This window comes from Arachnia propionica, from assembly GCF_037055325.1.
Classification (GTDB): Bacteria; Actinomycetota; Actinomycetes; order Propionibacteriales; family Propionibacteriaceae; genus Arachnia.
This window is the reverse complement of the sequence record NZ_CP146373.1, coordinates 1,689,512-1,715,339: the sequence shown is the minus strand read 5'-3', so window position 1 is coordinate 1,715,339 and position 25,828 is coordinate 1,689,512. Positions and strand designations below refer to the sequence as shown.

Genomic DNA, 25,828 nt, shown 5'->3' with positions numbered 1-25,828 from the left:
AACTTGGCTGTCGAAGCCCTTCCTCAATTCCTGCCGGACCCCTGCACCACTCAGTGCAGGGGTCCGGTGGTTCCTGAGGACCTGTTCTTCCTGCTCTCGGGCCGGTTGAGTCGATTCTCGTGAGGGCCGGTGAGGCGGGGCTGTCGAAACCGTACGGTGGGTGCCCGGGCGTTGCGGTCAGGGCGAGAGCTGGGTTTGGCTGCTGCGCGTGGGCATTGCGAGTGCGGCCAGACCGGAGACGGTGTAGGCGATGATGACGACCCACAGGCCAGCGCTCACGTTCTGGCCACTGTCGCCGGTTGCTCCGAAGTACGCGGTGCCGGACAGCGCGATGCCGAACACCATGCCGACCTGGGCGAAGGTCGTGAGGGTGCCGGAGGCTGCTCCGGCCTCGGTCGTGGGAATCTCCGCCAAGGTGATCGAGGTCTGCGGCATGATCAGCACCATCATTCCCACGCCGGCGAGAGCGAAAGCGGGCAGAAGGCTCCAGCCGTTGAGGGTATCTCCGGTGTGTTCGAGGGTGATCATGACCCAGAGGTAGGCCGCGGCCTGCATGATCCCGCCGAGGCACACCGACCACGTGCCCAGCTTCTTCAGCAGAAACATGGCCACCGGGGTGCCGAGGATCGATCCGATGGCGATCGGCATCAGGGTGAGTCCCGCTTCGAAGGAGGTGAAATGAAAAGCGGCCTGCATGTGAAACAGAAGGATGAGCGCGAAGCCGCCGTGTCCGATCGAGGCGAGTATCTGCACGAGCAATCCGCTGGAGAAGGAACGAATCCTGAAGAGCGGGAGCGGTAGGAGCTGGGTCCCGGACCCGGCTGCCCTGCGATGTTGTTGCCAGACGAAGGCGATGATCGCGATGGGGGCGATGATCAGCAGCGTCCATATCCACCATGCCCATCCGGCAGCCCGGCCCTCGGTCAGCGGGAGAACGAGGAGAATGACGGCTGTGGCGCCGAGGGCTGAGCCGACGATGTCCAGTCGTAGGGGGTGCTCGGAGCGGCTTTCCGGGATGTACAGGAATGCCATGACCGTCAGGACAATGCCCACCGGGACATTGATGAGGAAGATGCTGCGCCATCCCGTGCCGAACAGGTTTGCTGTGACGAGCCAACCGCCCAGGAGAAGTCCGGCTATCACGCCCAGGGCGTTCAGGGATCCGATGACACCGAATACCGGCCCCCGCTCTTCTGGCGTGTACATGACCTGAACGCTGGACAACACCTGCGGCACCATGATGCCGGCGAAGGCCCCCTGAATGATCCGGGCTGCTATGAGGATGTTCCCATCCCAAGACAGGGAGGCGAACACGGAGGCACACGTGAAGCCGATGACGCCCACGAGGAAGATGCGTTGTCGTCCGTAGATGTCTCCCAGGCGACCTCCTGTGATGAGAAGCGTCGCGAAAGCGACCACGTAACCGACGAGTGTCCACTCGAGTTGAGTGGGCGTCGCCCCCAGGTCGGTGCTGATCGCGGGGAGTGCGACATTCGTGATGGTGGAGTCCATCAGGTCCATGAGCATCGCCACCATCAAGGTGATGGTGGCCGTGAGGCGGTGTGTCATTTCCATTTCTCCAAGGTTGGGCACGTGATGCGTACGGCGTACGCATGCGAGGGTGGGTACACTGTACGCATATGGATTTGTGTCGTCAACCAGGAGGTCGCATGCCCGATACGACACCGCCCCGCTGGGTCGCCCTGTCCTGGCAGCTTCGCGAATCATCCCCTGCCACGGATGGGCTCAGCATCGGTCGCATCGTCCAGGCGGGAATCGAGATCGCGGATGAGCACGGTTTGGGGGGGCTTTCCCTGCGCAAGCTCGGTGAACAGCTTGGGGCGGGCACGATGGCTGCCTATCGGCACATGCGCTCCAAGGAGGAACTGATTCACCTCATGGTCGATGTGGCATTCGGCCAGCCACCCGAGGGGATCATCGAGGCGGCAGACTGGCGTACCAGTGTCAGGTTGTGGGCCGACGGGATGGCGGAACGCTATCGCCAGCACGCATGGCTTCTTGACGCCCCCCTGGTGGCGATGTCGATGACCCCGAATCGGCTGCTCTGGCTCGAACACATCCTGCGACCGCTCGGCGAGACCGGATTGGACATCCAACACCTGCTCGATGCGGCGTTGTTCGTCGACGGTCACGTCCGTCACGTCGCCTACCTGCGACGAGAGCTTCGCGCACGGACGTCGTCGTCCCCGCAGGTGATGCCTCCCTGGCTTTCCACGCTGCTGGACGACGGTTCCTTTCCGATGGCGCGTCGCGTTTTCGAGGCCGGCCTGCTGGAGGATGGTGATGAGCAAGACATGGAACACGGCCTCGACTGGATCATCGCGGGAATCGAGGCACACAGCCACGAGGCGGACGAGACGCTTTCGGACACCGTGTGAGCAGAATCTGCGGTGAACTTCCCCCGCATCGGCGCGACCGGCCTGGGGAAGGCGTGCTCGTGTGCCGGATCAACCAGCCTGGGGGAGAGGGCGGCGCTGGGCGATCTGCTGGTAGATGCGGAGCATCTCCTGGGCCTGCGACTCGACCGTCCACTGGCCTGCCAGGCGGCGCGAGGTCTCGGAGGCGCGGGTCCGCCACTGCGGGTCGGGTAGTTTCTCGATGATCCGCATGATGGCGGCTGCCAGGGACGCCGGGGTGGGGCTGGCGAGCTCGGCGTTCACTCCCGGTTCCAGCACCAGTTGCAGTTCCGGATCCACCGAGACGATGGGCAGACCCGCCAGTGCCGCCTCGTGCAGGACGAGGGCTTGGGTGTCGGTCTGGCTGGGGAAGGCGTACAGGTCGCCCATCTCGTAGAACGCCCCCAGCAACTCGCGTTTCTGCTCGCCCGGCAGGATGATGTGGCCGCGGCGCCGGCCCGCGTCGAGGACCTTCGCGATCTTCGGGTACCGCTGCCAGTCGCCGACCACCATGAGTTGCGCATCCGGACGCTGAGCCACGACGAGCTCGAAGGCCTCACACAGCAGCGGCAACCCCTTCTCCGGGGCGATGCGACCCACGTAGATCACCAGCGGGCCCGGGCCGCGCGGAACCGGTGGCGGGCCGGATGGCAGCGGGTCGACGCCGTTCGGCACCACGATCAGGTTCGCGTCCGGCGCCAGGGAACGGCACCGGGCGGCGGTCTTCGGCGATGGCGACGTCACCAGGTCCGCCGAGTCCAGCATCTTCTTGCACAACCCCAGCAGGGTCGCGGTGGAGCGGCCCCGGTCGGCGAACCTCACCGCCGCATCGCGTAGGTCGTCTGAGTTGAGGATCTCCCCGTGGGTCAGCCTCGCGAAGGCCCGCACCACCCCGTGCAGCAGCGGCAGGACCGCGGCGTAGTGGTCGGCATAGGCGTCGAAGTCGGTGTGCCAAGTCATCAGCATCGGCTTGTTCAGTCTCTTGGCCGCCCACGTGCCGAGCACCCCGACGGTTCCCAAACCGTGGACGTGGATCACGTCGGGATCGAGGTGGCCGACCTGCTCGATGGTGCGTTCAAAATGCCTGCCGTTGGCGACCCGCGTGGGCATGTTCGGTACCCGCACCGATGGCAGCCGCACCTCGATGCGGCCCTCCCGGCCCAGGTGAGGGTTGGGTCCCTTGGCCTTCGGTGCCACGACCACGACCTCGTGGCCGGCGTCGAGAAGGTTGCCTTCCAGCTGCTGGACGGCGAACATCAGGCCGTTGCTACCGGGACCGTAGTTGTCGGTGAACTGCGCAACCTTCAGGCGACGTGGTGAGTGCTCAGGCTCTTCGGTCACGCCCGACACTCTAGCCGAACCGCACCTGGCGCGGGTTTCTGCGCCAAGAATGCTCCGCGGACGAAGATTCGGAATCAGAACTGGGTCGTCAATCGCCGCGCTCCCAGCAGGAGATGCGGAAGCTCAGCGCCGCCATCGCGTTGCCCGTGACGTCACCGTGGGTAACGGACGGGATGATCCGTTGGGCATCGTGCCGCGTGGGAGTTCTCAGGAGAGCAGTCGTCAGCGTCATGGGGGAGAGTTGTCCCGCCTTCCGTCGACTTCAACCGCTCCCGGGCGGTCGTGATCACAGCGAACTGGGCCTCGTTGTAGACGCATTCCTCCATGGCTGAGTTGAGGTTGACTGTCTTCTTGCTCATCGGTGGAAACCCCGCGAGGATCGGGCGAAGGACTCTGACGTAGTCGTCGATCAGTGCCGTGATCTCTTCCGGGGAGGCGTCGGGCTCCAGGGCTTCCAGTCGCGCATCTAGCTCCCGGAGCTCTCGGAAGTTCGGGTCGTCATGTTTCTCGATGGAAGCGTGGATGAGCGTTGTGTACTTGAGTTGGTCGCGCTCATCTGCGAACGCCGCGAGTAGTTCGAGTTCAAGTTTCAACCGGTCTTCGGTTTCGAGGTCGTGGTGTGTCTCGGCGCGGGCGCGCAGCAGATCAGCGAACTCGATGGCGACGTCGAGTGGGGCCCGGGCGTTCTGGATCTCCTCGATCTTGGTGCGCTTTTCCTGGAGTTCGTCGATGTGCTGGGTGAGGAGCTGTTTTTGCGCCTCCAAGGCCGCTGTAGCGTCAGGGCCCGTTGGATCGTCCATGATGTCACGCACGTGCTGAAGGCTGAACCCGAGTCCCGTCAACCGCTTGATCCGGATCAGATCGATGATGTCCATGACGGTGAACAGGCGGTAGTTCCCGGAGGTTCGCTCCGCTTTGGGCAGGAGGCCGATGCTCTCGTAGTAGCGCAGGGTGCGTGGGGTGAGGCCGACCATGCGGGCGGCTTCCTTGATCGAGAAATCCATCCGTGCGCCCCCTTCTCCGTTGTGGCGGCTGTCCGAAGTCTATCGGTGGAGGCGCAGAGCCGTGAGCTTCGGGGTGAGGGGGTCCGGTCCTGCTAGATCTGTTGGGCGAGCCAGGCCTCACGGTCGCGTTGCTCCTTGGGACCGAAGTGGAACAACCCGGCCAGGACCGCGACCACGAAGATCGTCAGCATCACGAAGAATAGCGGCCACACACCGGTGAGGTAGATGATCGGAATGGCCATCGCGGTGACGAGGCCACCGCCGAAGAAGGGCTCGAAGATGAGCTGTTTGTAGCCGAAGGCCTCGAAGGCGGGGGATGATGCGTTGGGGTCGGTGATGCGCATGAGGATCACGCCGGTGGCGGTGACCCCCATGGACTGGCCGAGGTCACCGATGCCGCGTTCAAACCAGAAACGACCGATGACGCGCGGCGTCAACCACAGGAATAGAACCAGGTTGACGACGATGCCTCCCACCGAAAGAACGAGGAACGCCCCGAGGTTTTCGCCAACGGCCTTGATCGAGACGGTGGCGATGGCGGAGATGACGAGGAAATCGAGCGCCCAGCCCTGGATGCGGAGCATCATCTGCGGATCGATGATGTGAGAGACGCCCAGTGCTTTCGCGATCAGCTGGAGGATGGCGCCGCCGATCAGTGCCATGGGGAACAGGGGCACGTAAGTGAAAATCTCCAGGGGAGTGTTCTCGCCGATCATGACGGAGGCGTAGGTCACGCTTTCGATCCAGCGGAGACCTTCGAGGATCAGCCAGCCGATGAGGATCGCCAACGCCATGATCGCGATGTGCAGGGACAAAGGCTCGACAGAGGCGGGTCGGCTGGTCAGCTTCCCGGCGGAGTAGTACTCGTCCTTACGGAACAGCCCGCGCTGTTCGTCGATCGAGAGCTGCACATCGTTTTTGAGGATCTCGGTTTTGCCGTTGCGCACCCCCCAGTTGATGAGCGCAATACCGACGATGATGCCGCTGACCAGGCCGACCGTGGCGATACCAACCGCCAGGTCCGCACCGTCGGTGAAGCCGAGTTTGACCATCACGTCACGCATACCGGCGGCGGTGCCGTGACCACCCTCGAAACCGATCTCGATTAACCCACCGGTCATGGGCGACGACCCGAAGAACGGCACGAGAATCAGAGCCGCCAGCAGCAGACCGACGACGTACTGTGAAGACGCGAACGCCGTTCCCAACGCCAGCTGAGGGCCTACCAGCTTGGCTGCCCGTTTCGGGCTGGGCAGGTCCTGGCCGAGGAACATCGTCGCGAACACGACACTGATCAACAGGCCGGGCAGCGCGGACCAGGTGGTGACCATGGCCTGCGTGAGCAGACCCGTTTCTCCCCAGGGCCCGGGGATGCGTCCCAGAACTTGCGGGCCGAGCATCAGCAGAATGACTCCACCGACGATGGAACTCGGCAGGAACAGTCGCTGCACCCACCGGACCTTGACGCGAATCATCTTTCCGATCAGCAAACCCACGCTGAGGATCAGCAGAGAGAAACCAACGCTTTGGGGGCTCATGTCATCACCTCACAGTTCCTGACGTACCGGGTCACCCTACCTCGTCGTGGCCCAGCGACGCGTGGCGTGGCATCGGGTGTGCGGCGCCTTCAGGCAGCGGCGCATCACACGGGTCACGCTGGTTTCACAGGCCCGCGTCGCGGATGATCATGGCGGCGGAGACCCGGTTGTCGACGCCCAGTTTGATAAACATGCTGGTCAGGTGGGATTTGACCGAGGCGAGGCTCAGGTGCAGGCGGGTGCCGATCTGGTTGTTCGTCAGTCCTTGGGTCATCAGGACCGCGACCTCACGTTCGCGTTCGGTGAGGGCGGCGGCCAGGGCCCGGGCCGACGGGTCTCCCGCGATCGGTGCGTCGGTGGCGACGGTGATGAGGGTACGGGTCACGTCGGGGGCCAGGACGTTCTCGCCCGCCACCACCCGCTGGATGGCCTCGACCAGCCGGGCCGGGTCGGCGTCCTTGAGCAGGAAGGCGTCCGCGCCGAGCTTCAAGGCCCGCACCACGTAGTCGTCGGTGTTGAAGGTGGTCAGCACGATGACTCGCGGTCGCGTCTGCCAGCCGCGCAACTCCTCCAGGGTCGCGAGCCCGTCGAGACCGGGCATCCGCACATCCAGCAGCACGACGTCGACGGGCTGGTCGCGCAGGGTCGTGAGCGCCTCGGCGCCGTCGCTCGCCTGCCAGGCCACGTCGATGCCGTCCTCCCCCTTGAGGATGAAGTTCAATCCGGTGCGGACCATCGGGTCGTCATCGACCAGGGCGACGGTGATCATGCTGTTCCTTCGGGAGTGTAGGGAAGTGTTGCTTTCAGTATGAATTCTTCCCCCTCGATGCCGTGGGAGAGGTCGCCGCCGACCAAATCGATGCGTTCGGCGATGCCGACGAGCCCGAGTCCCGAACCCGACCGGTCGGGCTGTGCGAGGTCGGCCAGACGATTCCTCACGACCACCCGGAGACGGTCGGAGGTGGTTTCCAGCGACAGGGCCACCGGGGAGCCGGGGGCGTGTTTGCGGGCGTTGGTGAGGCCCTCCTGGACGATCCGGTAAGCGTGACGGGACACACGGTCGGGCACCTCCGCCGGGTCCCCGTCCAGCTCCGCCGCCACCTGCTGCCCGGCTGAGCGGGCATCCGCCAGCAGGGCATCGAGCCCCGAGAGAGTCGGCTGGGGCGGTTCGGGTGGCGCCGCGTTGCCGCGCAGGCGCGCCAGCATGGTGCGCAACTCGTCGAGGGAGGACTGCGCGTTGGTCTGGATCGCCCGGGCCAGGTCGCCGGCCTCGCCCTCATCGGAGCGCATGTGGTGCGCCAGCGCGCCCGCGTGCAGGGCGATGAGGGAGATCCGGTGGGCGACGACGTCGTGCATCTCGCGGGCGATCCGTTCGCGCTCGACCAGCCTGGTCTCGTTGAGCTGCGCCTCCCAGGCATCCTGCCGGGCTGCCTGCGCCGCCGCTCGCTGCTGCTTGGCGTCGGTGGTGCTGCGATCGAGCAGTCCGACGAGCAGCGCGATGATCACCCCGGTGGCGGAGATGAACACCTCGATGCGGGTCGCGGAATTGCCCGAGGGGTCGCGCAGCATGATGACCGACTTGGCCGCGATGAGAGTGCAGGCCACGGCGATCGCGTCGATTCCCCTGCGGTGCCGGGCGATGTGGGCCTGCGCGGCCATCGCGGGGCCGAACACCGCGGGAGACAGCAGCCACAGCCCGGCCAGGGAAACCGCGACCGGTATCGGGGCGCGACGCAACCACACCAGCAGCAGCATCGCGACCAGTCCCGGGCCCAGGAGCATCGCGACCAGTCCGGGATCCAGGTGGCGCGACGGGTTGATCAGGGGGAGCGCCAACAGCTGGCAGTAGTACAGGAAACCGAGCGCGGCCACTACCCAGGACACCGGGCCGATACCGGGGCGTGCCGTGTCGGTGGAATCACTCATGCGTTCAGCCTTTCACGCCCGGCCATTCGCCGTCCCCAGCCGATGGGCCAAGGTTTCTCAGCCGATGGGCCAGTGCGACCACCGGCCGGACGGAACCGGATCACCGGCCGGTTGCCCGATGTGGGATCCCGGGTGGTTCCGGTGGAGTTGATGCCATGCTCGAACTGACTCATGTGACCAAACGCTTCGGATCCGTCCTTGCCCTCGACGACGTGACTTTCACCGTCCCTGCCGGCCAGATCGTCGGTTTCCTCGGCCCGAACGGGGCCGGCAAATCCACGTGCCTGGGCATCCTGACCGGGCTGATGACCCCGGACGAGGGAGCCGCCACCGTGGGTGGTGTGCGCTACGCCGACCTTCCCAATCCGGCTGCGACCGTCGGTTCGCTGCTGAGCACTGAGGGCTTCCACCCGTCACGCAGCGGCCTGGAGACCCTGCGGATGGCGGCACTCACCCTGGGTCTGCCGCGGCAGCGGGTGGGGGAGGTGCTGGCCGAGGTCGGACTGTCGACCGCGGAGGCCCGGCGCCGCGTCGGTGCCTACTCGCTGGGCATGCGGCAGCGACTCGGGGTGGCCCAGGCGCTGCTCGGCGACCCGCAGGCGCTGATCCTGGATGAACCAGCCAACGGCCTCGACCCGCAGGGCCAGCGGTGGCTTTCCAACCTGCTCCGGGAACGCGCCGCTCGCGGTTGCGCGGTGCTGCTGAGCAGCCACCAGCTCCATGAGGTCTCGCGCCTGGCCCATCGTGTCGTGATGATCGGCGGCGGACGCCTGCTCGCCGACCACACCACCGGCGACGGCACCGACCTCGAGGAGCAGTACTTCACCCTGACCTCCGGTACCGACCGCGCCGCCTGAACTCCTCCCTGCCCCGTCCCTTCGCCACCATGTCCCACACTCGCCCGAAAGGCATCACCATGACACTCACCCGTTCCCCCGAACTCTCCGTCGCGACCCGCACCCCGTCCCCCCTGGCGCTGACCCGCGCCGTCGCCGTCGAGGCCCGTAAGGTGGCCAACACGGTCTCCGGCAAGGTGGTGTTGCCCCTTGGCGCGGTGCTGATGGTGGTTTTTGGTTTCGGTCGTGCATTCTTCCCAGCCGCTGACATCACTTTCGGTCGCATTGCCACCATCGCCTGCATCCCGGGGTCGTGGATCGTCATGGCGGCCTCGGTTCTGCTCATCAGTGGCGAGTTCACCCGGCGAGAGGCCGCCATCACGTTCACCCTCGACCCGCGCCGTGGTCGCGTGCTGGCCGCGAAAGCCATCGTGGCCGTGGGGTTGGCGCTCGCCGCCGCCTGCTGGGCGCTGATCGTCGCCGGATGCGCATACCTGCTGACCCCCGCCCTCACCGGTGTCACGCTTTCCCCCGACCTCGAGGTGAGCCGCATCACCGCGGTGTTCGGGGGGCTCGTCTTCACGGCCCTGGCGGGGCTGGCCCTCGGGCTGCTCACCCGCAACGCTGTGGCGCCGATTGTCGTGCTGCTGGTGTGGCCCACCGTCTCGATGCTGGTCGCACGGTCCTCGGAGGTCGCGCAGAAGATCATCGCCTGGATCGACATCGAGCCGGTGGCCTCGTTGTTCCATTCCTCCGCCCAGGCGTGGGCTCAGCTCGGCACCTCGGTGCTGGCCTGGATCGTCCTGCCCGGCGCGATCGGCGCCTGGCGGCTGTTCCGCGGGGATCTGTGACCCCTCAGCCAGCCGATCCCGGTCCCGGACGTCCCGCGTCCGGGACCGCCGTCATGCCAGGTGCAGTTCCCGATCGCAGGCCGCGACCACTGCCGGGTCGTGGCTGATGACCAGCACTGCCCGCCCCTCGCAGGCCCGCCACACGTCGTCCATCAGGGCCTCGGCGGTGGCCTGGTCGAGGTGTTCGGTGGGTTCGTCGAGGATCCACAGGTCGCGGTCGGCCACCAGCAGCCTCGCCAGGGCCAGGCGGCGGCGTTCCCCGCCGGAGAGGGTGCCGCCGTCCTCGCCGACGAGCCGGTCAGGATCCAGCGGCAGGCCGGCGCGGTGCAGGGCGTCTCGGATCTGTTCGTCGGTGGCGTCCTTGTTGCCGATACGCACGTTCTCGGCGATGGAGGTCGCGAAGATGTGGGCGTCCTGGGCCAGATATCCGATCCGACCGCCCCGCCGTACCGTGCCCGCGCGAGGCGGGATCAGGCCCATCGCGGTCACCGCCAGGGTGGTTTTGCCGATACCGGAGGCGCCGGTGCAGGCCACCCTGTCTCCGGGCCGCACCACCAGGTCGAGGTTGCTTCGAAGCACGGGGGCTCCGGGCCAGCCGATGGCCACGCCGTCGAGTTCCAGCCCGGGGTCGGTGTGCCCGTCCGGGACGACGTCGCCGGTGCCGACTGGTTCGGCCTCGAGGATCTCCCGGACACGGGCCAGGGAGGAGCGGGTTCGGGTCCATGTCTGGGCGGCTGCCACGAATGTTGCCAGCACCTCATGGAGGGCCAGTGGCACCAGCGCCAGGACGGCCAGGAAGGTGGGGGGCATGGCGCCGGAGGCGACGGCTGGTCCGCCGATCGCCAGTCCCGCGACCACGGCGCCTCCCGCGGCGAGGACCTGCGCCGAGGCCGCCACCCCCTGCACCCACGCGCTGCGTGCCTCCTGGCGCCTCAGCCGGTCGTCGACCTCCAGCAGCTTCGCCAGGCAGGCGTGCTCGGCGCCGTAGGCAACCAGGTCGGGGGCGGTGCGGGCCACCTCGCGGACGGTGTCGGCGAGTTCTCCGCGGGTCGGGGCGGCATCGCGGTCGGCGGAGAAGGTGGCGCGCTGCGCGAGCAACGGCACCACGACCCCGGCCAGCAGGGTGGTGGCGAACAGCGCCACCCCCGCCCATGGCGAAACGAACGCGATCCCTATCGAGGTGCCGGTGATCACCAGCAGCCCTGAAGCGACGGGAATCAGCACCCTCACCACGACGTCGGTGACGGCCTCGGTGTCGGAGACGGCCCGGGTCAGCAGGTCGCCGCGGTGGGCGCCGATCAGGGTGGTGCGGGCCAGCGAGTCGTAGGTGCGCATCCGCAGCCCCGACTGCATCCGCAACGCGACGTCGTGCCCGACGAGACGTTCCACGTAGCGGAACACGCCACGTGAGATCGCGAAGGTCCGCACCCCCACTGCCGGGGCCTGGAGGTACAGCACGGGAGGCAGCAGGGCCGCGAAACTGATCAGCCACGCGGAGATACCCATCAGCGCCACCGACGACGCCGATGCCGCGACGGCCAGCAGCACCGCCAGCCCCAGGCGCAGCCGACCCAGCGGGATGGCGCGGATCAGGTCCGTGAGCAGCCCCCTCACAGCCTCACCACCTCGTCGGCAGCTGCCAGCACGGCGTCGCGGTGGCTGACCACCAGCGCACCCGCCCCCGAGTCGCGCACGGCGCGGATCACAGCTGCCTCGGCGTCCGCATCGAGGCCCGCGGTGGGTTCGTCGAGGATCAGCAGTCGTGCCCCGCCCCGTCGGATCCGAATCAGTGCCCGGGCCAGTGCCACTCGTCGCCGTTCCCCGGCGGACAGGCCCTCGCCGTCGTCACCGACGGTCTTCCCGAGGGGAAAATCGGCCCCGGCGTCGCGCAGGGCGGCGGTGAGTTCCGCATCCGGGACGCCGGGATGCCCCAGGGCGACGTTGTCGCCGACGGTGCCGGTCACCATGCCGGGAATCTGCCCGACCCAGGCGGTGCGGGCCCGCCACTGTGTGAGATCGAGGTCGGTCAGGTCGGTCCCATCGACCAGGACCCGACCTGAGTCGGGGCGCTGGAAGCCCATCACCAGGCCCAGGGCCGTGGACTTCCCGCCCCCCGAGGCGCCGGTCAGGGCCACCACGCGACCCTCCGGTACGTCGAGGGACAATCCGGCGACGGCGGGCCCGGTGGCTCCCGGCCAGGTGAAGGTGACCTCCTCCAGGGTCAGCCGCGATCCCGAGGGAAGGGCACCGCCTCCGGTTTCGTCCCCCAGCTCGATGAGGTCGAGGGCGGCGTTCGCGGCGGCCACACCGTCGGCGGATTCGTGGAAGTGAACCCCCACCTGCCGTACCGGCAGGAAGGCCTCGGGGGCGAGGATCAGCACGAACAAAGCGGTCTCGAAGGGCATCTCGCCGCCGGCGAGCCGGAACCCCACGGTCACCGCCACGAGCGCCACCGACAGCGATGCCAGCAGCTCCAACGCGAACGAGGACAAGAAAGCGGTGTAGAGAACCTTGATGGTTTGGCGACGGAACCGCTCCTCCGTGATGTCCAGGCCCTTGCGCTGGGCCCGGGCGCGCGCGAAGGCCTGGAGGGTCGGTAGGCCCTGGATGAGGTCGGCGAAATGGTTGGCCAGTGCGTCGGCGCGCGTGAAGGCGCGGCGGGTCGCGGCCTGCGTGGTCCAGCCGATCAGGGCCATGAAGATGGGCACCAGCGGCAGCGTGAACGCGACGATGAGGGCGCTCGGCCAGTCGGACAACAGCAGCACCCCGCCCACCAGGAAGGGCACGCTCGCCGCCAAACCGAGCTGCGGCAGATACTTGGAGAAGTAGCCGTCCAGCGCGTCGAGACCGGTGGTGGTGACCTTCGTCAGCGTCGCCGAGGAGGCCACCGGGCGGATCAGGTGGGCGGCGAGCACATCGCGTCGCAGCCGTGATTTCACAGCCGCCGCGGAGCGGTGCGCCAGCACCGAGTTGACCCAGGCCAGCAGGCCACGCGCCGCGAAGATCGCGAGCAACAGCACCAGGGTGGGCAGCCAGTCGCCGGGCAGCGCTCGGTAGGTGAAGACGATCGCGACGGCGCGCGCCAGCAACCACGCCTGCGCGATCACCAGCCCCGCGGTCAGGATGCCGACGAAAACCGAGGCGACCAGGTAGTACTTGGTCGCCTCGGCGCGTTTCAGGAGTCTGGGCTCCACAGGTCCGGGCATGCGGACAAGGATAGGGGTGGGTGGAGGATCAGTAGACGATCTTGTCGGGGATGTTCTTGGTGCTGATGCGCTTGCTGAAAACCCAGTAGCTCCATGCCTGGTAGGCCAGCACGATGGGCACGAAGATCACGGACGCCCAGGTCAGGATCGTCAGGGTCGTCTCGGAGCTGGCGGCGGTGAGGATGTTGAGGCGGTTCATCACCGGTTGTGACTCGTCCTGCGCGAAGCCGAGGTTGCCGTACATCTTGACGAACATTCCCGAGACCACACCGACGATGGACAGCCCGCCCAGCACGAAACCCCAGCCCTCTCGTTCCCGGCGGACGGTCATGAGCACCGAGGCTGCTAGCGCGACCACGGCGACCACGGCTGTGCCCCAGCCAATCGCGGTGAGGTTTCCGAATTCGGAGGCTGCGGGCCAGAACACGTGCTGGCAGATCACGAAGACCGCCAGCGCTCCGACGACCGGCCAGCCCCAGGTGCCTACGAATGCGCGGGCCCGGTCATGGATCTCGCCGCGCGACTTCAACACCAGGAAGGTTGCGCCATGGATCAGGAACAGGGCGACGAACAGCACCCCGCCCAGCAGTGCGAACGGACCGAACAACCCGAAGAAGCTGCCGTTCCACAACTTGCCGTTGTTGGCCAGGCCGATCACGAAGTTTGCGAACCCGATGCCGAGCACCAGGGACACAGCCAGCGACCCGTAGGTGGCGAACACATCGAACGTTGCGCGCCACCTGGCGTCGGGATGCTTGGAGCGGTACTCGAACGCCACTCCTCGCAGGATCAGTCCCACGAGCAGCAGCAACATTGGCAGGTAGAGACCGGAGAACAAGGTGGCGTACCAGCCGGGGAAGGCCGCGAAGATTCCGCCCGCCGCGGTCAGCAGCCACACTTCGTTGCCATCCCAGGTGGGGCCGATGGTGTTGACCATCACGCGGCGTTCCTTGTCGTCGCGACTGAGCACGGGCAGGAGCATGGCGACTCCGAAATCGAAGCCCTCCAGGAAGAAGAAGCCGATCCACAAAACGGCGATCAGCATGAACCAGACGATGTTGAGCGCCGGAACAGTGGTTTCAAGCAGGGGCATGATCAACTCTCCAGCTCAGTACGCGAAGGACATGGGGGCGTCGGGATCCTCGGAGACCGTCGGTTCGGTCACCTCGGGCAGGCCCTTGGCCGTGTAGTGGAGGAACAGGCCGACCTCGATCACCGCCAGCAGGCCGTACAGCAGCGTGTAGACGATCAGCGAGAACAACACGTCACCCGCGCTCGCAGTGGGGGAGATGCCCGCCTCAGTGGGCATGACGCCCGCCACCAGCCAGGGTTGGCGTCCCATCTCGGTGAAGATCCAGCCGAAGGAGATCCCGAACAGCGGAAGCAGCGGCATCGCGGCCATCAGCGTCGTCCACAGTTTCGACGGTTTCGGTGAACGTCCCTTCCGGGTCACCCACAGCAGGAGCAGGCCGATCAGCATTCCTGCGCCACCGAAAATCATCATGAATCGGAACGACCAGTAGGTGGCGTTCACGTCGGGGATCGGGTTGATTCCTGCGTACTTCTCAGCCAGGTGAGGCGCGTACTCGGTCTGGATCCCGGTTTGTGAACCGTCTTGCTTCGAGTATCCGTGGTCGCTGTACTGCTCACGGATGGTGTCGATTCCTTTGATCTGCGGAACCCCGGCGATGAACGACAGCACTCCGGGGACCTTGATGTCGATGATGGTGCCGGTCTGGTCGGCGTTGGGGATGGTCAGCAGCGAGAAATCGCCGGTGTCCTCGAAGGCCCCTTCTGCCGCGGCGATCTTCGACGGCTGGAGTTTGGTGATGTCCTTGGCCTGGGCGTCGCCCGTGAGGAAGGTGAGCGCGGAACCGGCGATCAGGACCCACGCGCCGAACTTCGTTGCCCACCGGTAGGCCTTCACATCCGCCTCGGGAACCTCGGCGCCGCCGTTGGCGCGAGCCAGGTGCCAGGCCGAGATGCCCGCGATCAAACCTCCGGCAACCATGTAGGAGGCGAAGATGATGTGGGGGGCCGCGGAGCGCAGCAGTGGGTTGGTCATGATCTCCATGAACCCGTCCAGCCCGGCGATCTCGGCGCGACCCAGCTCGGCGTTGAATCTGGTACCCACCGGGTTCTGCATCCAGGAGTTTGCGGCCAGGATGAAGGTTGACGACAGCAGCGTACCGATGGCCGCGGCGTAGATGCAGGCCAGGTGGATCTTCTTCGGCAGCTTGTCCCAGCCGAAGATCCACAGCCCCAGGAAGGTTGATTCGAGGAAGAAGGCGATCAGGGCCTCCAGTGCCAGGGGAGCGCCGAAGACGTCACCGACGAAGCGGGAGTACTCCGACCAGTTCATCCCGAACTGGAACTCCTGGACGATGCCCGTCACCACGCCGAGGGCGAAGTTGATGAGGAAAAGTTTCCCGAAGAACTTCGTCAGTCGCAGGTACTGTTCTGCTCCCGTGCGCACCCAGATCGTCTGGAGAACCGCCACGAGCATCGACATCGCGATCGTGATCGGCACGAAAAGAAAGTGGTAGACGGTGGTGATCCCAAATTGCCACCGCGCTATTGCGACCGGGTCCATGAAGCGGAACCTACTACGCAGGAATATCTTGTTTCAAGAACTCGGCAGGATGTCTCGGTGGCTTTGTTGTGAACTTTCGGCCAGGGCACTTCCGGGCGGCGTTGTGGGAGAGGGGAACCGGTCGCCCGTAGAATGTCGTCATGGTATCCCGGGGTGAGCTGGAGCAGCAGGTGATGGTGCTGCTGTGGCGGGCCGGTGAGCCGCTGACCGTTGCCGAGGTTCAGGAGCTCTTGGCGCGTGACCGGGACCTGGCCTACACCACCGTCATGACGGTGCTGGACCGGCTCGCGAAGAAAGGCCTTGCCAGACGCGAGCGTCGAGGCCGCGCGTGGTGTTATGAGCCAGCTGATCCGCAGTCGGTGGTCCTGGCCCGTGAGATGGCCGACCTTCTTCGAGACGTGCCCGCCGAGGTTCGCGACGAGGCCCTGCGCCTCCTGGTCGAGTCGCTGTCTTCGTCTTCCTCCGTCCCCTGATCGGGTGCGAATTATGTCATTTGGAAAGATTTTGTAGCGTATACGGTACAAAATCTTTCGCGATGTCGCACAAAGTTTCATCGGGACGTTCTTCACTTTCGTCAAGAACTACAAGTTGTAGTAATGACGTATGGCGACGAGTAGTAGAAATTCCGGTGTTTTCCACAGTTGAGATGTGGCCTGGCGAATCGCAGATTTCGCCGCCCATGATGACGATGTGACCTCCAGAACCATCCTTCCCGACCCACTCTGTCGTCGTGCGGGCACCCAAGCCGGGGTTCTCACGACCGCCCAGCTCACCGCAGCTGGGGTGAGCCGTGCCGTTATCCGTGGGCTGACCGGCAGGGGATGGGTGCACATCGCCCATGGCATTCTGTGCTTCAGGAGGCCCACGTGGGAGTCGCTGCTGTGGTCCGGGTTGCTGCGTGGCGGTGCTGGCGCCGTCGCTGGAGCCGAGGCCGCCACTCATCTCCATGGCATCACCCGCCGTGAACCTGGCCGTATCGTGATCTGGCTGCCGAGAACATCCCGGCGCGTCCGGTTCGCCTTCGAGGGATGGAGTATTGAGTACCGCGTAGGGGAGCGTCCTGCGGTCGGGAACCCCCCACGGCTGCCGCCGGCCACCAGCTTGGTCGACTACGCCCGCGACGCCACCGAGGACGAACTGATTCACGCCGTGGCCACCGGGATCTCCAGAGGACTGCTGTCATCCGACGAGGTGATCCAGGCCTTCGTGGAACCTGCGCGCGTCAGGCACCGTGCCGCTGTGTTGCTTCTGGCTTCCACGGCGGGGAAAGGGATCGAGAGCATCCTGGAGTGGCGCTACCTCTGGCACGTCGAACGGGCGCACCGGTTACCTGCCATGGTTCGTCAGGACCGGCGGCTTGCAGGGACTCGGTTCGATGGCACCTATCCCGATCACGGGTTGGTGGTGGAGCTCGACGGTCGGGAGTTCCATGACGCAGCGCAGGACCGGCTCCGGGACAACCGGACCGTGCTCAACCTCGGATGGACGACGTTGCGCTACGGCTGGTTCGACGTGCTGAACGAACCCTGCCGAGTGGCGAACGAGGTGGGGTTGGCTCTTCGGCAGCGGGGTTGGAAGGGGAGAGTGGGCACCTGCCCGAGATGCCGGGGGAGACCGCCACCACGGGTCAAACCGCCGCCCAGAGGAGTTGCGGAGCTGCTCGAAGGGTTACGGGGCCGCGTCCGGGTGAGCGAGAAGGCTGCCGATTGAACCGACTCGCGAACGTCATCACATGAGGTGAGAGGGTGCACCCATCGAAGCCGGTTGAGCTGAGCTCCACGAGCGTGAGCGAGCTGGCTGTGACAAAACGAGCCGAGATGCGAGCATCACCCAGCAGGGCGAGTTGCTCCACGAGCGTGAGCGGGCTGGCTGTGGCGAAAACTCTTGCATGTGTCCGGATGCCCGTGCTCGGGGTTTTCGACACGACCAGCTCGCTCCTCGTAGCCCGGTTCGACAGGTGTGATGGCAGGATGTCTACCTGCCGACGCAACCGACCTCAGGAGCGGGGAAACCGGTTGCGACCTCAGGCGTCTCGGGAGTTCGACGAGATGCCGGGCCGGCCCTCGTGGACGATCTTGCCGGGGTTCAGGTTGCGACCCGGGTCCACTCCCTCGAACAGCGTTCGCTGGATGAACACGCCCGCCGGGGAGATGTCCTGGTCCATCCAGGGCGAGTGCTCCTCACCGACCCCGTGGTGGTGTGAGACCGTTCCGTGGCAATCCATGAACGACTGCTGGATAGCCCGTTTGACGGCGTCGTAGGTGTCCATGGCGTCGTCGGAGTCGTCGGCGATGGCGAAGGTGAAGTACTGGCAGGCACCCGAGTGGTAGGAGTGTGACAGGTGGCAAAACACCGTTCCCCTGACGCCTCGTTCCTCCATGGCCTTCAGGGCAGCGGCGACGGTTCTGGTGTGAATCTCGGCAGCGTAGCGCCACGGCGTGGAGGTCTCGGAGACGTCGCAGATCATGCCGTGATCCAGCATGAAGTCGCGAATGTAGGGGGTGTCGTACTTCTTCTGGTCGTAGAGGGTGCCCGGTCCCTTGCCGACTCCCAGTCCGCCGTTGGCACGCACGATCTTGCTGATGAGCCCCTTCTCGTAGGTGACGTGGTTCGCGGACCCTTCGAAACCGACGAAGGCCATGGCGATCTGTTCCAGATCCCAGCCCTTGGCCCGCATGATCTTCTCGATGCCCTTGCTGAGTAGCGACGACAGCTTCGAGGAGCGTTTCCCGTTGGCCATGATGTACTGCGTCTCGATGGCATCCGATACGCGGGCCATCATGACGGAAGCGTCGGAGGAGATGATCTGCTCGCACGCCTGCAGGCCGTCCTCGTAGGTGGGGAAGAAATAGGCCTGGATTTCCCGGACTTCGGGAATGCGGTGCACGTTCACCCAGGCGGAGGTGATGATCCCCAGGCGTCCCTCCGAACCCAGCACCATCTCGCGCACGCTCGGGCCGGAGGACGTCGACGGCAGGGGTCGCAGCGACAGGATCTGGCCGGGCATCACCATGCGCAGGCCGCGACAGATGTCGGCGATGTCGCCGTACTTGTCGGACTGCATGCCGGAGCTGCGGGTGGCTATCCACCCGCCCAGCGTCGACCATACGAACGAGTCGGGGTGGTGCCCCATCGTCCAACCGCGGGCCTGGAGCTGCTCTTCCATGTCGGGGCCGAACACGCCCGCCTGAATGTGCGCCAGCCCGGACCGTTCGTCGATGGCGAGGACCCGGTTCATCCGTCCCAGGTTCACCGAGACGACCTGCCGCTGCTCACCGGGTTCGGCCTCCAGAGCGGCGACGATGTTGGAGCCGCCACCGAACGGGATCACGACCGCATTGGCTGCCACCACCGCGTCGACGATCCGCGCCACCTCGTCCTCGTTGGCGGGATAGACCACCACGTCGGGTAGGCGACCGAACTCACCGGCGCGCACCCGCATCAGGTCGCGGACCCCTTTCCCGAGACCGTGGACGACGCGGGTCTCGTCGTCGGACTGCACGTATTCGGCGCCGGAGATCCCGGTCAGCGCGTCGCGCAGCCCCGGTTCCAGCCGCGACGGCGGGACGTTCAGGTCCGAGAGCTTCGGCAGCGGGGCGACGGGCGTGTTGATGTCGACGCCGACCAGTTTCTTCACGAAGGGGGCGAACTTCGGTTTGTCGTCGTGGTGGTATGAGCGGCCATCCTCACCCCAGCCCCACCACTTGTGTTGCTTGACGCCTTCGATCATTGGTCCTCCTGGTTTTCCTGGTGGTCCGACTGGTCGGCGCGAGCCCGGGCGTCCTCCGCCAGGGCGGTGACCTCGGTCTTCTTCGCCTTCCCGAGAGCGGCGACGCGGGCGTACTCGTCGAGGGTCCTGGCGCCGTAGGCGCGCGCCGTGGTGTCGTGGAGTTCGAGTACCTGGCGGCGCATCCGTTCGTTGAATTCGTGGGCGATCTCGCCGGGCAGAGGCATCATTGGCCGTCCGATCACGACGTGCACGATGGGACGCCCCTTGGGGAGGTGCTTCTGGGTACTCGGCCAGGCGGCGTGTGCGCCGATCAGGGCTATCGGGACGGCGGGGATCTGCCGGGAGATGCACAGGGCTGCCACGCCCGGTTTGAACGGGCCCATCGCGCCCGTGCGGGAACGCGATCCCTCCGGGTAGATCAGCAGCGGCACCCCGGCGTCGAGGAGCGCGGCTGACAGGCCCCTGACGTTGCGTTTCTTCGAGTCGTTGTCCTTGCCCCGGTCCTTGCCCCGATCGATGGGGTAGCCGTTGAAGAACAGCGACATCGGCCCGGCTTTCCACCACTTGTCGTAGAAGTAGTCGCGCGCAGCGCCCGCCGCCAGGTACTTCGAGATCCGGTTTGGCAATGCCCCGTAGATCAGGGGGGTGTCCAGGTGGGAGGAGTGGTTGGCGAACACCACGCAGGGTGCCTCCAGGCCCTCCAGGTTCGCCTTGCCGTGGACGTGGACGCGCAGCAACCGCCACATCGTCGGTTTCAGCAGCAGTATCTGCGCGGCCTGGCGGGTGGATGCATTCAGTTTGGAGGCGTGCCTGCCCGGTTTCGGGACTTTCGCCATGTCTTCAGCGTTTCCTTCTGCTAGCGGACAGCTTGTGGGAGAACCAACGGATGAACTTCCGTGGTCCGTGATCCGCGATGAACAACGACGCCTTCCAGCGTTTCGTCGGTACCGATTCGATGCGTCCCTTCTCGACGTCCCGCAGGCACTGCCTGACCAGGTCCTCGGCATCGATCCACACGAATGACGGCAGGTTTGTGGCGCTTATTCCGGCGCGCTGATGGAACTCGGTGCGTACCCAGCCGGGCAGCAGGGTCGTGACTGTGACGCCGGTGCCGCTGAGCTCCAGGGCCAGGCCCGTCGACCAGGTGCGTGCCCACGCCTTGATGGCGGAGTAGTTGCCGGTGAAGATCGCCCCCGAGGTGGACGCGACGTTGACGATCCGGCCCCGTCCCCGCGCCTTCATGGCCCGGCCCGCGGCGCCGCCGAGGATCAGCATCGCCAGGCACATCACGTCCATGGCGCGTTCGTGGAGTTCGATCTGGGAAGCGTCGATCAGCGAGGCGTGAAGTCCGAATCCGGCATTGTTGATGAGCATGTCGACGGGATCGGTCTCCGATTCGAGCCGTTGCGCCACCTTCATCACCTCGTCGCGGATGGACAGGTCAGCGGGAAGCACTTCCACATCGATCCCGTGCACCTCCGATAGGTCCGCGGCGACCTTGCGGAGACGATCGCGGTCCCGGGCGACGAGCACCAGATCGTTTCCACGGGCTGCAAGTTCTTTGGCGAAAGCGTTGCCTATGCCAGCGGTCGCTCCCGTGATCAGTGCTCGTGCCATGGGGCAACGCTATCCCGCTCGGGCAAGCGGTGGAAAATACGCCACGGGCACGCCGAGAAGTGCGGTACGAGCCTCGTCGGATTCCCACAACTGAAGGTCATTCGTCTTGTCGTTTTCCTCGCTCGGGGTGGTGTTCCGCGACGCCGGTCAGGCAGTGAAGTCGAGGACCTTCTCCGGTGCAGCGCGACGGGCACGGTGCGGGTTCTCGGTGAGTGGTGCGGGACCGGTGCTGGCCTCGTTGGCCACGCCGAAGGGCACATGGACCGATGGGGTACGCAGGGTTCGATCGAGGTTGTCCCGCTGGTCGTCGAAGAACATGTGAGGGTTCAAAACCTCCAGGATGGGGGCCTTCGGCAAGCCTCCGAGGAAGAAAGCATCGTCGACCTTGAGGCCCCAGGAGTGGAGGCTGTTGACGGCGCGTTCGTGGGCGGGAGCGGAGCGCGCGGTCACCAGCGAGATGCGCAGCCGGGGTTCGTAGCTGGGATCTTGTGAGGACAGGGCCGTCTCCTCCTCCTGGAGGCGGTTCAAACCGGCCAGGAAGGGCATCAGAGGGCCGGGGGAGAGGGGGACGTCGGCCAGTTCGGCCTCGTGTTGGGCGTAGCGTCCCAGGCCTTCCTGGCGGAACATGCGTTCTGAGGAGTCGTCGGCCAGGACCCCATCGAAATCGAAGGCGATTCGCAGTTCCCTGCCCACCTCGGGCATCGTGCTGCCCCGCAGCACCGTGCCCGCCGGGTGTCCGCTCGCCAAGGCCTCGGAGACGTCGTCGTGGTTGGCCGACAGGAACAGCGACATCTCCAACGCGGGAATGAACTCAAAGGCCGGGCGTCCCTCCCTGAAGACGGCCCGGGTGATGGGCAGCCCGACCGAGCTGATGGAACGCATCACCCGCAGCCCGGACTCGGCGCTGTTGCGGGACAGCACGATCACATCCACCGCATCGGCCAGCACGTCGTTGAGACCGAGGAGCCGCCGGATGAACGGTAGCGCGGGTCCAGCTGGCAACGGTCGGTCGAGGCGCTTCTCCTGGTGTTCGCGATAGGCGGCAACGCCTTGTTCGCGGAACACGCGCTCCGACTCGGTCAGGTCGAACAGCGCGCTGCTCGCCACGCCGATGGTCAGCAAGGTCATGCCTGGACCTCCATTGACGAAAGATTGGGGAAGTGTCGGCCAGAATACAGGCTGACACCCTCCAAAGTTACCGCGCCGGACAAGACCGGAGTGTCGTTGGTGGCCTCCACCTGTGGTGTTCACGCGGGTAGGGCTGGAGCGGTGGTCGTAGAGCCTGGCAGCAGGACCGCATCGTGGGGAAGCCTCGGACCTCGGTGACCGGTGAGCGTCCTCCGTGATGGTCGATAGTGGCCCCGGTTCACCCGTCAGGCAGAACAGCGGTGGGCGCCGACCTATGAGGTCGGCGCCCACCGTGAGGGTCGGTGTTTTACTCCCCTATGACGCGCAGGGTGTCCTGGGCCATGGCCAGTTCCTCATTGGTGGGGACCACGAGGATCGTGACGGGGGAGTCGGGGGTGGAGATCACGCGCGGTTCCTTGGAGCGCACCTCGTTCTTCTCCTCGTCGATGACCAGGCCGAGGTGACGCAGCCTCTTGGAAGCCTCGCCGCGCACGAGGGAGGCGTTTTCGCCGATGCCCGCGGTGAACACCACCGCGTCCACCCCGCCCAGCACCGCGATGTAGGCGCCGATGTAGCTGATCAGGCGGTGGATGTAGACATCCATCGCCAGGCGCGCGTCGGCGTCGCCTGCGTCGATCCGGGCCTCGACGTCGCGCATGTCGGTGTGGCCGCACATGCCGCCCATGCCGGACTGCTTGTTCAGCAGCGTGTCGATTTCGTCGATGGAGTAGCCCTTGTCGGAGAGGAACTTGAAGATGCCCGGGTCGATGTCGCCGGAGCGGGTGCCCATCACGAGCCCCTGCAGCGGGGTCAGACCCATCGACGTCTCCACCGCGCGACCGCCGTCGACCGCCGAGATGGAGGCGCCGTTGCCGAGATGGCAGACGATGACCTTCAGGTCCTCGGCGGGACGCCCCAGCACCTCCGCGGCCTTCTTCGACACATACGAGTGGGATGTGCCGTGGAAGCCGTAACGGCGCAATTCGTACTTCTTCGCGACCTCTTTGTCGATGGCGTAGGTGTAGGCCTCGGCGGGCAGCGTCGCGAAGAAGGCGGTGTCGAAGATCGCGACGTGCGGCACGTCGGGCAGCAGTGCCATCGCGGCCTCGATGCCCGCGATCCCCGGGGGGTTGTGCAGCGGCGCCAGGGCCTGCAGTTCCACCAACTTCGCGATCACCTCATCGGTGATGAGGGTTGACTCCTGGAAAGTGGAGCCGCCGTGGACGGTGCGGTGACCGACGGCCCGCACCCCGTCGAGGGACGGCCCGTGCTTCCCGAAGGCTGCGACGACGGCGGCGAACGAGGCGGTGTGGTCGGGGAAGGGCTGTTCCTCGACGAACTCCTGCCCGTCGACCTCGTGTTTCAGTTTTCCGATGTCCTGCCCGATCCGCTCGATGATGCCGACCGCCAAGGGGCTCTGCGTCTCCGGGTCGAAGAGCTGATACTTCATGGACGAGGAGCCGCAGTTGAGCAGCAGGATGTGATTGGACACGGATACTTTCCTTGGTGGATCGATTTCGGACAGGGTTCAGGACTTCAGGGCCGGGGTTCAGTCCGTCTGGGCCTGGATGGCGGTGATGGTGATCGTCGAGACGATGTCATCCACCAGCGCGCCACGGGACAGGTCGTTGACGGGTTTGCGGAGCCCCTGGAGAACGGGACCGATGGCCACCGCACCGGAGGTGCGCTGCACGGCCTTGTAGGTGTTGTTGCCGGTGTTGAGGTCCGGGAAGATGAACACCGTCGCGCGGCCCGCGACCTCCGAGCCCGGCATCTTCTTGGCCGCCACCACCTCGTCGACGGCCGCGTCGAACTGGATAGGGCCCTCAACCTTGAGGTCGGGCGCCTTCTCGCGGACGAGGTCGGTGGCCTCACGCACGTTGTCGACGTCGGCGCCGAAACCTGAGGTGCCCGTCGAGTAGGACAGCATCGCGATGCGCGGTTCAATGCCGAAGCTGACGGCGGTCTGCGCCGAGGAGATCGCAATATCCGCGAGCTGCGCGGGCGTCGGGTCGGGGTTGACGGCGCAGTCGGCGTAAACCACCACGCGGTTGCTCATGGCCATCAGGAAGGAACCGGAGACCACGGAGACGCCCGGCTTGGTCTTCACGAACTCCAGAGACGGGCGGATGGTGTTGGCGGTGGTGTTCACCGCGCCCGAGACCATGCCATCGGCCATGCCGAGGTGCACCATCATCGTGCCGAAGTAGGACAGGTCCGCCAGCTTCTCGCGGGCCGCATCCAGAGTGACCCCCTTGTGGGCGCGCAGCTTCGCGTACTCGGCGGCGAACTTCTCCAGCAGTTCCGGGTCCTTGGGGTCGACGACGGTGGCGTTCGTCAGGTTGAGACCCAGCTCCGCGGCGCGGCGGGAGACGGCACCCGGATCACCGAGGAGGGTGATCTCGGCGATGTGACGTTTCAGCACCACGTCGGCGGCGGTCAGCACCCGGTCGTCGTTGGATTCGGGCAGCACAATCCGTTTCACGTCCCTGCGGGCCATCTGCATCAGCTGGTGCTCGAACATGCTTGGGGTGCGGATCTCGGCGCGCGGCAGCTCAATGGCGGTCAGCAACGCCTCCTCGTCGACGTGCCGGTCGAACAGAGCACGCACCAGCTCGACCTTCCGCGGTGAGCTGGTGGCCACCCCGCTTACCTCCCGCAGCGCGACCGCGGTGGGGAAGGTGTCGTCGTTCGTCATGCCGATGGGCAGGTCCACCTCGGAGTCGCTGAGCAGCGTCGCAACCGTCTCCGGGATCTCGAAACCGCCCGTCAGCAGCAGCGACGCCAGAGGACCGTAGGTGGCGGAACGGTGCGCCATGATGAGTGCGGGCAGCAGATCGAGCCGGTCGGCGGGAACGATGACCGTGGCCTCCTTCTGGAGCCGCGGCAGCAGGTTCGGCAGGCTCATGCCCGCGATGATCGTCGTCAGCGCCTCGCGGTTCAGGCTCTCCGGTTTGCCGCGCCACAGCGTCGCATCGACCGCCTCGAAGTGCTGGCCGACCGACGGGGCGTCGAGCACCGGATTCGCGGACAAAACGGAGACCGGAACGTCGCGCACCTCACGCAACGCCGAGGAGAGTTCCTCGCTGATCTCGGGTTCCGCGCGGGTGGCGATGATCCCGACGACGGTGTTGTGGCGGGCCTCGAAGGCCTCGATCGACTCCTCGGCCATCCGGCAGACCTCGTCGATGGACCTCTCCGATGCGCGGCACACGTACAGCACTGGCGCGTTCAGGTTGGCGGCGATGAGGGCGTTGTGGTCCAGCTCGGTACCGTAGGTGAGGTCGTCGAAGTCGGAACCGACGATCACGATCGCCTCGAAGCGCTCCGCCAGCGCGGAGTACTTCGCGACGATCGTATCGATGGCGGCGTCCGGATCATTGGCCCAGTCCTCGTAGCTGACACCAATGCTGTCCTCGAGACTTTGGTGACGCAGGGTGTCGGTGGCCAGCAACGCCGTCGTGATGCCGTCCTCCTGCAGGGACTGCACCAGCGGACGGAAGAAACCGACCGAGCGGACTTGGCGCGCGAACAACTCCAGCACGCCCAGAGCAACGGCGCTCTTACTGACCTGCCACTCCGATGAAGCAATGTAAACGCATCTGGTCACGACCCAAGCCTAGCGACTCGTCAAAGGACGT

21 protein-coding genes are annotated in these 25,828 nt (G+C 66.0%); 5 read left to right on the top strand and 16 right to left on the bottom strand.

Annotation, left to right across the window (positions count from 1 at the left end):
• Positions 1-177 precede the first annotated feature (177 nt).
• Entirely contained in the window at positions 178-1,575 is a 1,398-nt protein-coding gene (locus tag V7R84_RS07940; RefSeq protein ID WP_338567783.1) for a DHA2 family efflux MFS transporter permease subunit, read from the bottom strand.
• A 95-nt stretch (positions 1,576-1,670) separates the two neighbouring features.
• On the opposite strand from V7R84_RS07940, the gene V7R84_RS07935 reads away from it, so the two are divergent.
• Complete coding sequence (locus tag V7R84_RS07935) at positions 1,671-2,399, top strand: helix-turn-helix domain-containing protein (protein WP_338567781.1); 729 nt, start codon at positions 1,671-1,673, stop codon at positions 2,397-2,399.
• 69 nt (positions 2,400-2,468) lie between these two features.
• Here the strand turns inward: V7R84_RS07935 and V7R84_RS07930 are convergent, their stop codons facing one another.
• From V7R84_RS07930 to V7R84_RS07910, 5 genes are all read right to left on the bottom strand, one after another.
• Complete coding sequence (locus V7R84_RS07930) at positions 2,469-3,758, bottom strand: glycosyltransferase (RefSeq protein ID WP_338567779.1); 1,290 nt, start codon at positions 3,756-3,758, stop codon at positions 2,469-2,471.
• Positions 3,759-3,910: 152 nt separating this feature from the next.
• The gene (locus tag V7R84_RS07925) at positions 3,911-4,762 is read right to left on the bottom strand and encodes a MerR family transcriptional regulator (protein WP_338567777.1); all 852 of its coding nucleotides are present in this window, start codon (positions 4,760-4,762) and stop codon (positions 3,911-3,913) included.
• Positions 4,763-4,854: 92 nt separating this feature from the next.
• Complete coding sequence (locus V7R84_RS07920; RefSeq protein ID WP_338567776.1) at positions 4,855-6,300, bottom strand: sodium/glutamate symporter; 1,446 nt, start codon at positions 6,298-6,300, stop codon at positions 4,855-4,857.
• 124 nt (positions 6,301-6,424) lie between these two features.
• Entirely contained in the window at positions 6,425-7,069 is a 645-nt protein-coding gene (locus V7R84_RS07915; RefSeq protein WP_338567775.1) for a response regulator transcription factor, read from the bottom strand.
• A complete protein-coding gene (locus V7R84_RS07910; protein ID WP_338567774.1) occupies positions 7,066-8,226 on the bottom strand; it encodes a sensor histidine kinase in 1,161 nt (386 codons plus the stop codon). Before V7R84_RS07910 ends, V7R84_RS07915 begins: the two co-directional genes overlap by 4 nt.
• 155 nt (positions 8,227-8,381) lie before the next feature.
• Here V7R84_RS07910 and V7R84_RS07905 point away from each other — a divergent pair, with 155 nt between their 5' ends.
• Positions 8,382-9,083, top strand: a complete 702-nt coding sequence (locus V7R84_RS07905; protein WP_338567772.1) for an ABC transporter ATP-binding protein — start codon at positions 8,382-8,384, stop codon at positions 9,081-9,083.
• 59 nt (positions 9,084-9,142) lie between these two features.
• On the top strand, positions 9,143-9,913 hold the full coding sequence (locus V7R84_RS07900; protein WP_338567770.1) for a hypothetical protein: 771 nt from the start codon (positions 9,143-9,145) through the stop codon (positions 9,911-9,913).
• 51 nt (positions 9,914-9,964) lie between these two features.
• Here the strand turns inward: V7R84_RS07900 and cydC are convergent, their stop codons facing one another.
• The 4 genes from cydC to V7R84_RS07880 are packed head-to-tail and all read right to left on the bottom strand — an operon-like array spanning position 9,965 to position 15,712.
• Complete coding sequence (gene cydC, locus V7R84_RS07895) at positions 9,965-11,527, bottom strand: thiol reductant ABC exporter subunit CydC (RefSeq protein ID WP_338567768.1); 1,563 nt, start codon at positions 11,525-11,527, stop codon at positions 9,965-9,967.
• The gene (cydD, locus tag V7R84_RS07890; RefSeq protein ID WP_338567765.1) at positions 11,524-13,119 is read right to left on the bottom strand and encodes a thiol reductant ABC exporter subunit CydD; all 1,596 of its coding nucleotides are present in this window, start codon (positions 13,117-13,119) and stop codon (positions 11,524-11,526) included. The genes cydC and cydD overlap by 4 nt, the downstream gene beginning before the upstream one ends.
• Before the next feature lie 28 nt (positions 13,120-13,147).
• Entirely contained in the window at positions 13,148-14,215 is a 1,068-nt protein-coding gene (gene cydB, locus V7R84_RS07885) for a cytochrome d ubiquinol oxidase subunit II (RefSeq protein ID WP_338573860.1), read from the bottom strand.
• Positions 14,216-14,227: 12 nt separating this feature from the next.
• Positions 14,228-15,712 (bottom strand): cytochrome ubiquinol oxidase subunit I, encoded by a 1,485-nt coding sequence (locus tag V7R84_RS07880; protein ID WP_338567762.1) that lies wholly within the window; start codon positions 15,710-15,712, stop codon positions 14,228-14,230.
• Positions 15,713-15,852: 140 nt separating this feature from the next.
• Here V7R84_RS07880 and V7R84_RS07875 point away from each other — a divergent pair, with 140 nt between their 5' ends.
• Together V7R84_RS07875 and V7R84_RS07870 are read left to right on the top strand one after the other, a co-directional pair.
• Positions 15,853-16,185: a BlaI/MecI/CopY family transcriptional regulator gene (locus V7R84_RS07875; protein WP_338567759.1), complete on the top strand. Its 333-nt coding sequence runs from the start codon at positions 15,853-15,855 to the stop codon at positions 16,183-16,185.
• A 175-nt stretch (positions 16,186-16,360) separates the two neighbouring features.
• A complete protein-coding gene (locus V7R84_RS07870; RefSeq protein ID WP_338567756.1) occupies positions 16,361-17,422 on the top strand; it encodes a hypothetical protein in 1,062 nt (353 codons plus the stop codon).
• A gap of 313 nt (positions 17,423-17,735) precedes the next feature.
• On the opposite strand, the gene V7R84_RS07865 is transcribed toward V7R84_RS07870, so the two are convergent.
• The 6 genes from V7R84_RS07865 to pta form a co-directional block, all read right to left on the bottom strand.
• On the bottom strand, positions 17,736-19,442 hold the full coding sequence (locus tag V7R84_RS07865) for an FAD-binding oxidoreductase (protein ID WP_338567753.1): 1,707 nt from the start codon (positions 19,440-19,442) through the stop codon (positions 17,736-17,738).
• The gene (locus V7R84_RS07860) at positions 19,439-20,278 is read right to left on the bottom strand and encodes a lysophospholipid acyltransferase family protein (protein WP_338567750.1); all 840 of its coding nucleotides are present in this window, start codon (positions 20,276-20,278) and stop codon (positions 19,439-19,441) included. The genes V7R84_RS07865 and V7R84_RS07860 overlap by 4 nt, the downstream gene beginning before the upstream one ends.
• 4 nt (positions 20,279-20,282) lie before the next feature.
• Positions 20,283-21,059, bottom strand: coding sequence for an SDR family NAD(P)-dependent oxidoreductase (locus V7R84_RS07855; RefSeq protein ID WP_338567748.1), 777 nt, complete (start codon positions 21,057-21,059; stop codon positions 20,283-20,285).
• Positions 21,060-21,206: 147 nt separating this feature from the next.
• On the bottom strand, positions 21,207-22,187 hold the full coding sequence (locus V7R84_RS07850; RefSeq protein WP_338567746.1) for a 5'-nucleotidase: 981 nt from the start codon (positions 22,185-22,187) through the stop codon (positions 21,207-21,209).
• 307 nt (positions 22,188-22,494) lie between these two features.
• Entirely contained in the window at positions 22,495-23,679 is a 1,185-nt protein-coding gene (locus V7R84_RS07845) for an acetate kinase (protein ID WP_338567743.1), read from the bottom strand.
• Positions 23,680-23,736: 57 nt separating this feature from the next.
• A complete protein-coding gene (gene pta / locus V7R84_RS07840) occupies positions 23,737-25,797 on the bottom strand; it encodes a phosphate acetyltransferase (RefSeq protein WP_338567740.1) in 2,061 nt (686 codons plus the stop codon).
• Between the last annotated feature and the right edge of the window lie 31 nt (positions 25,798-25,828).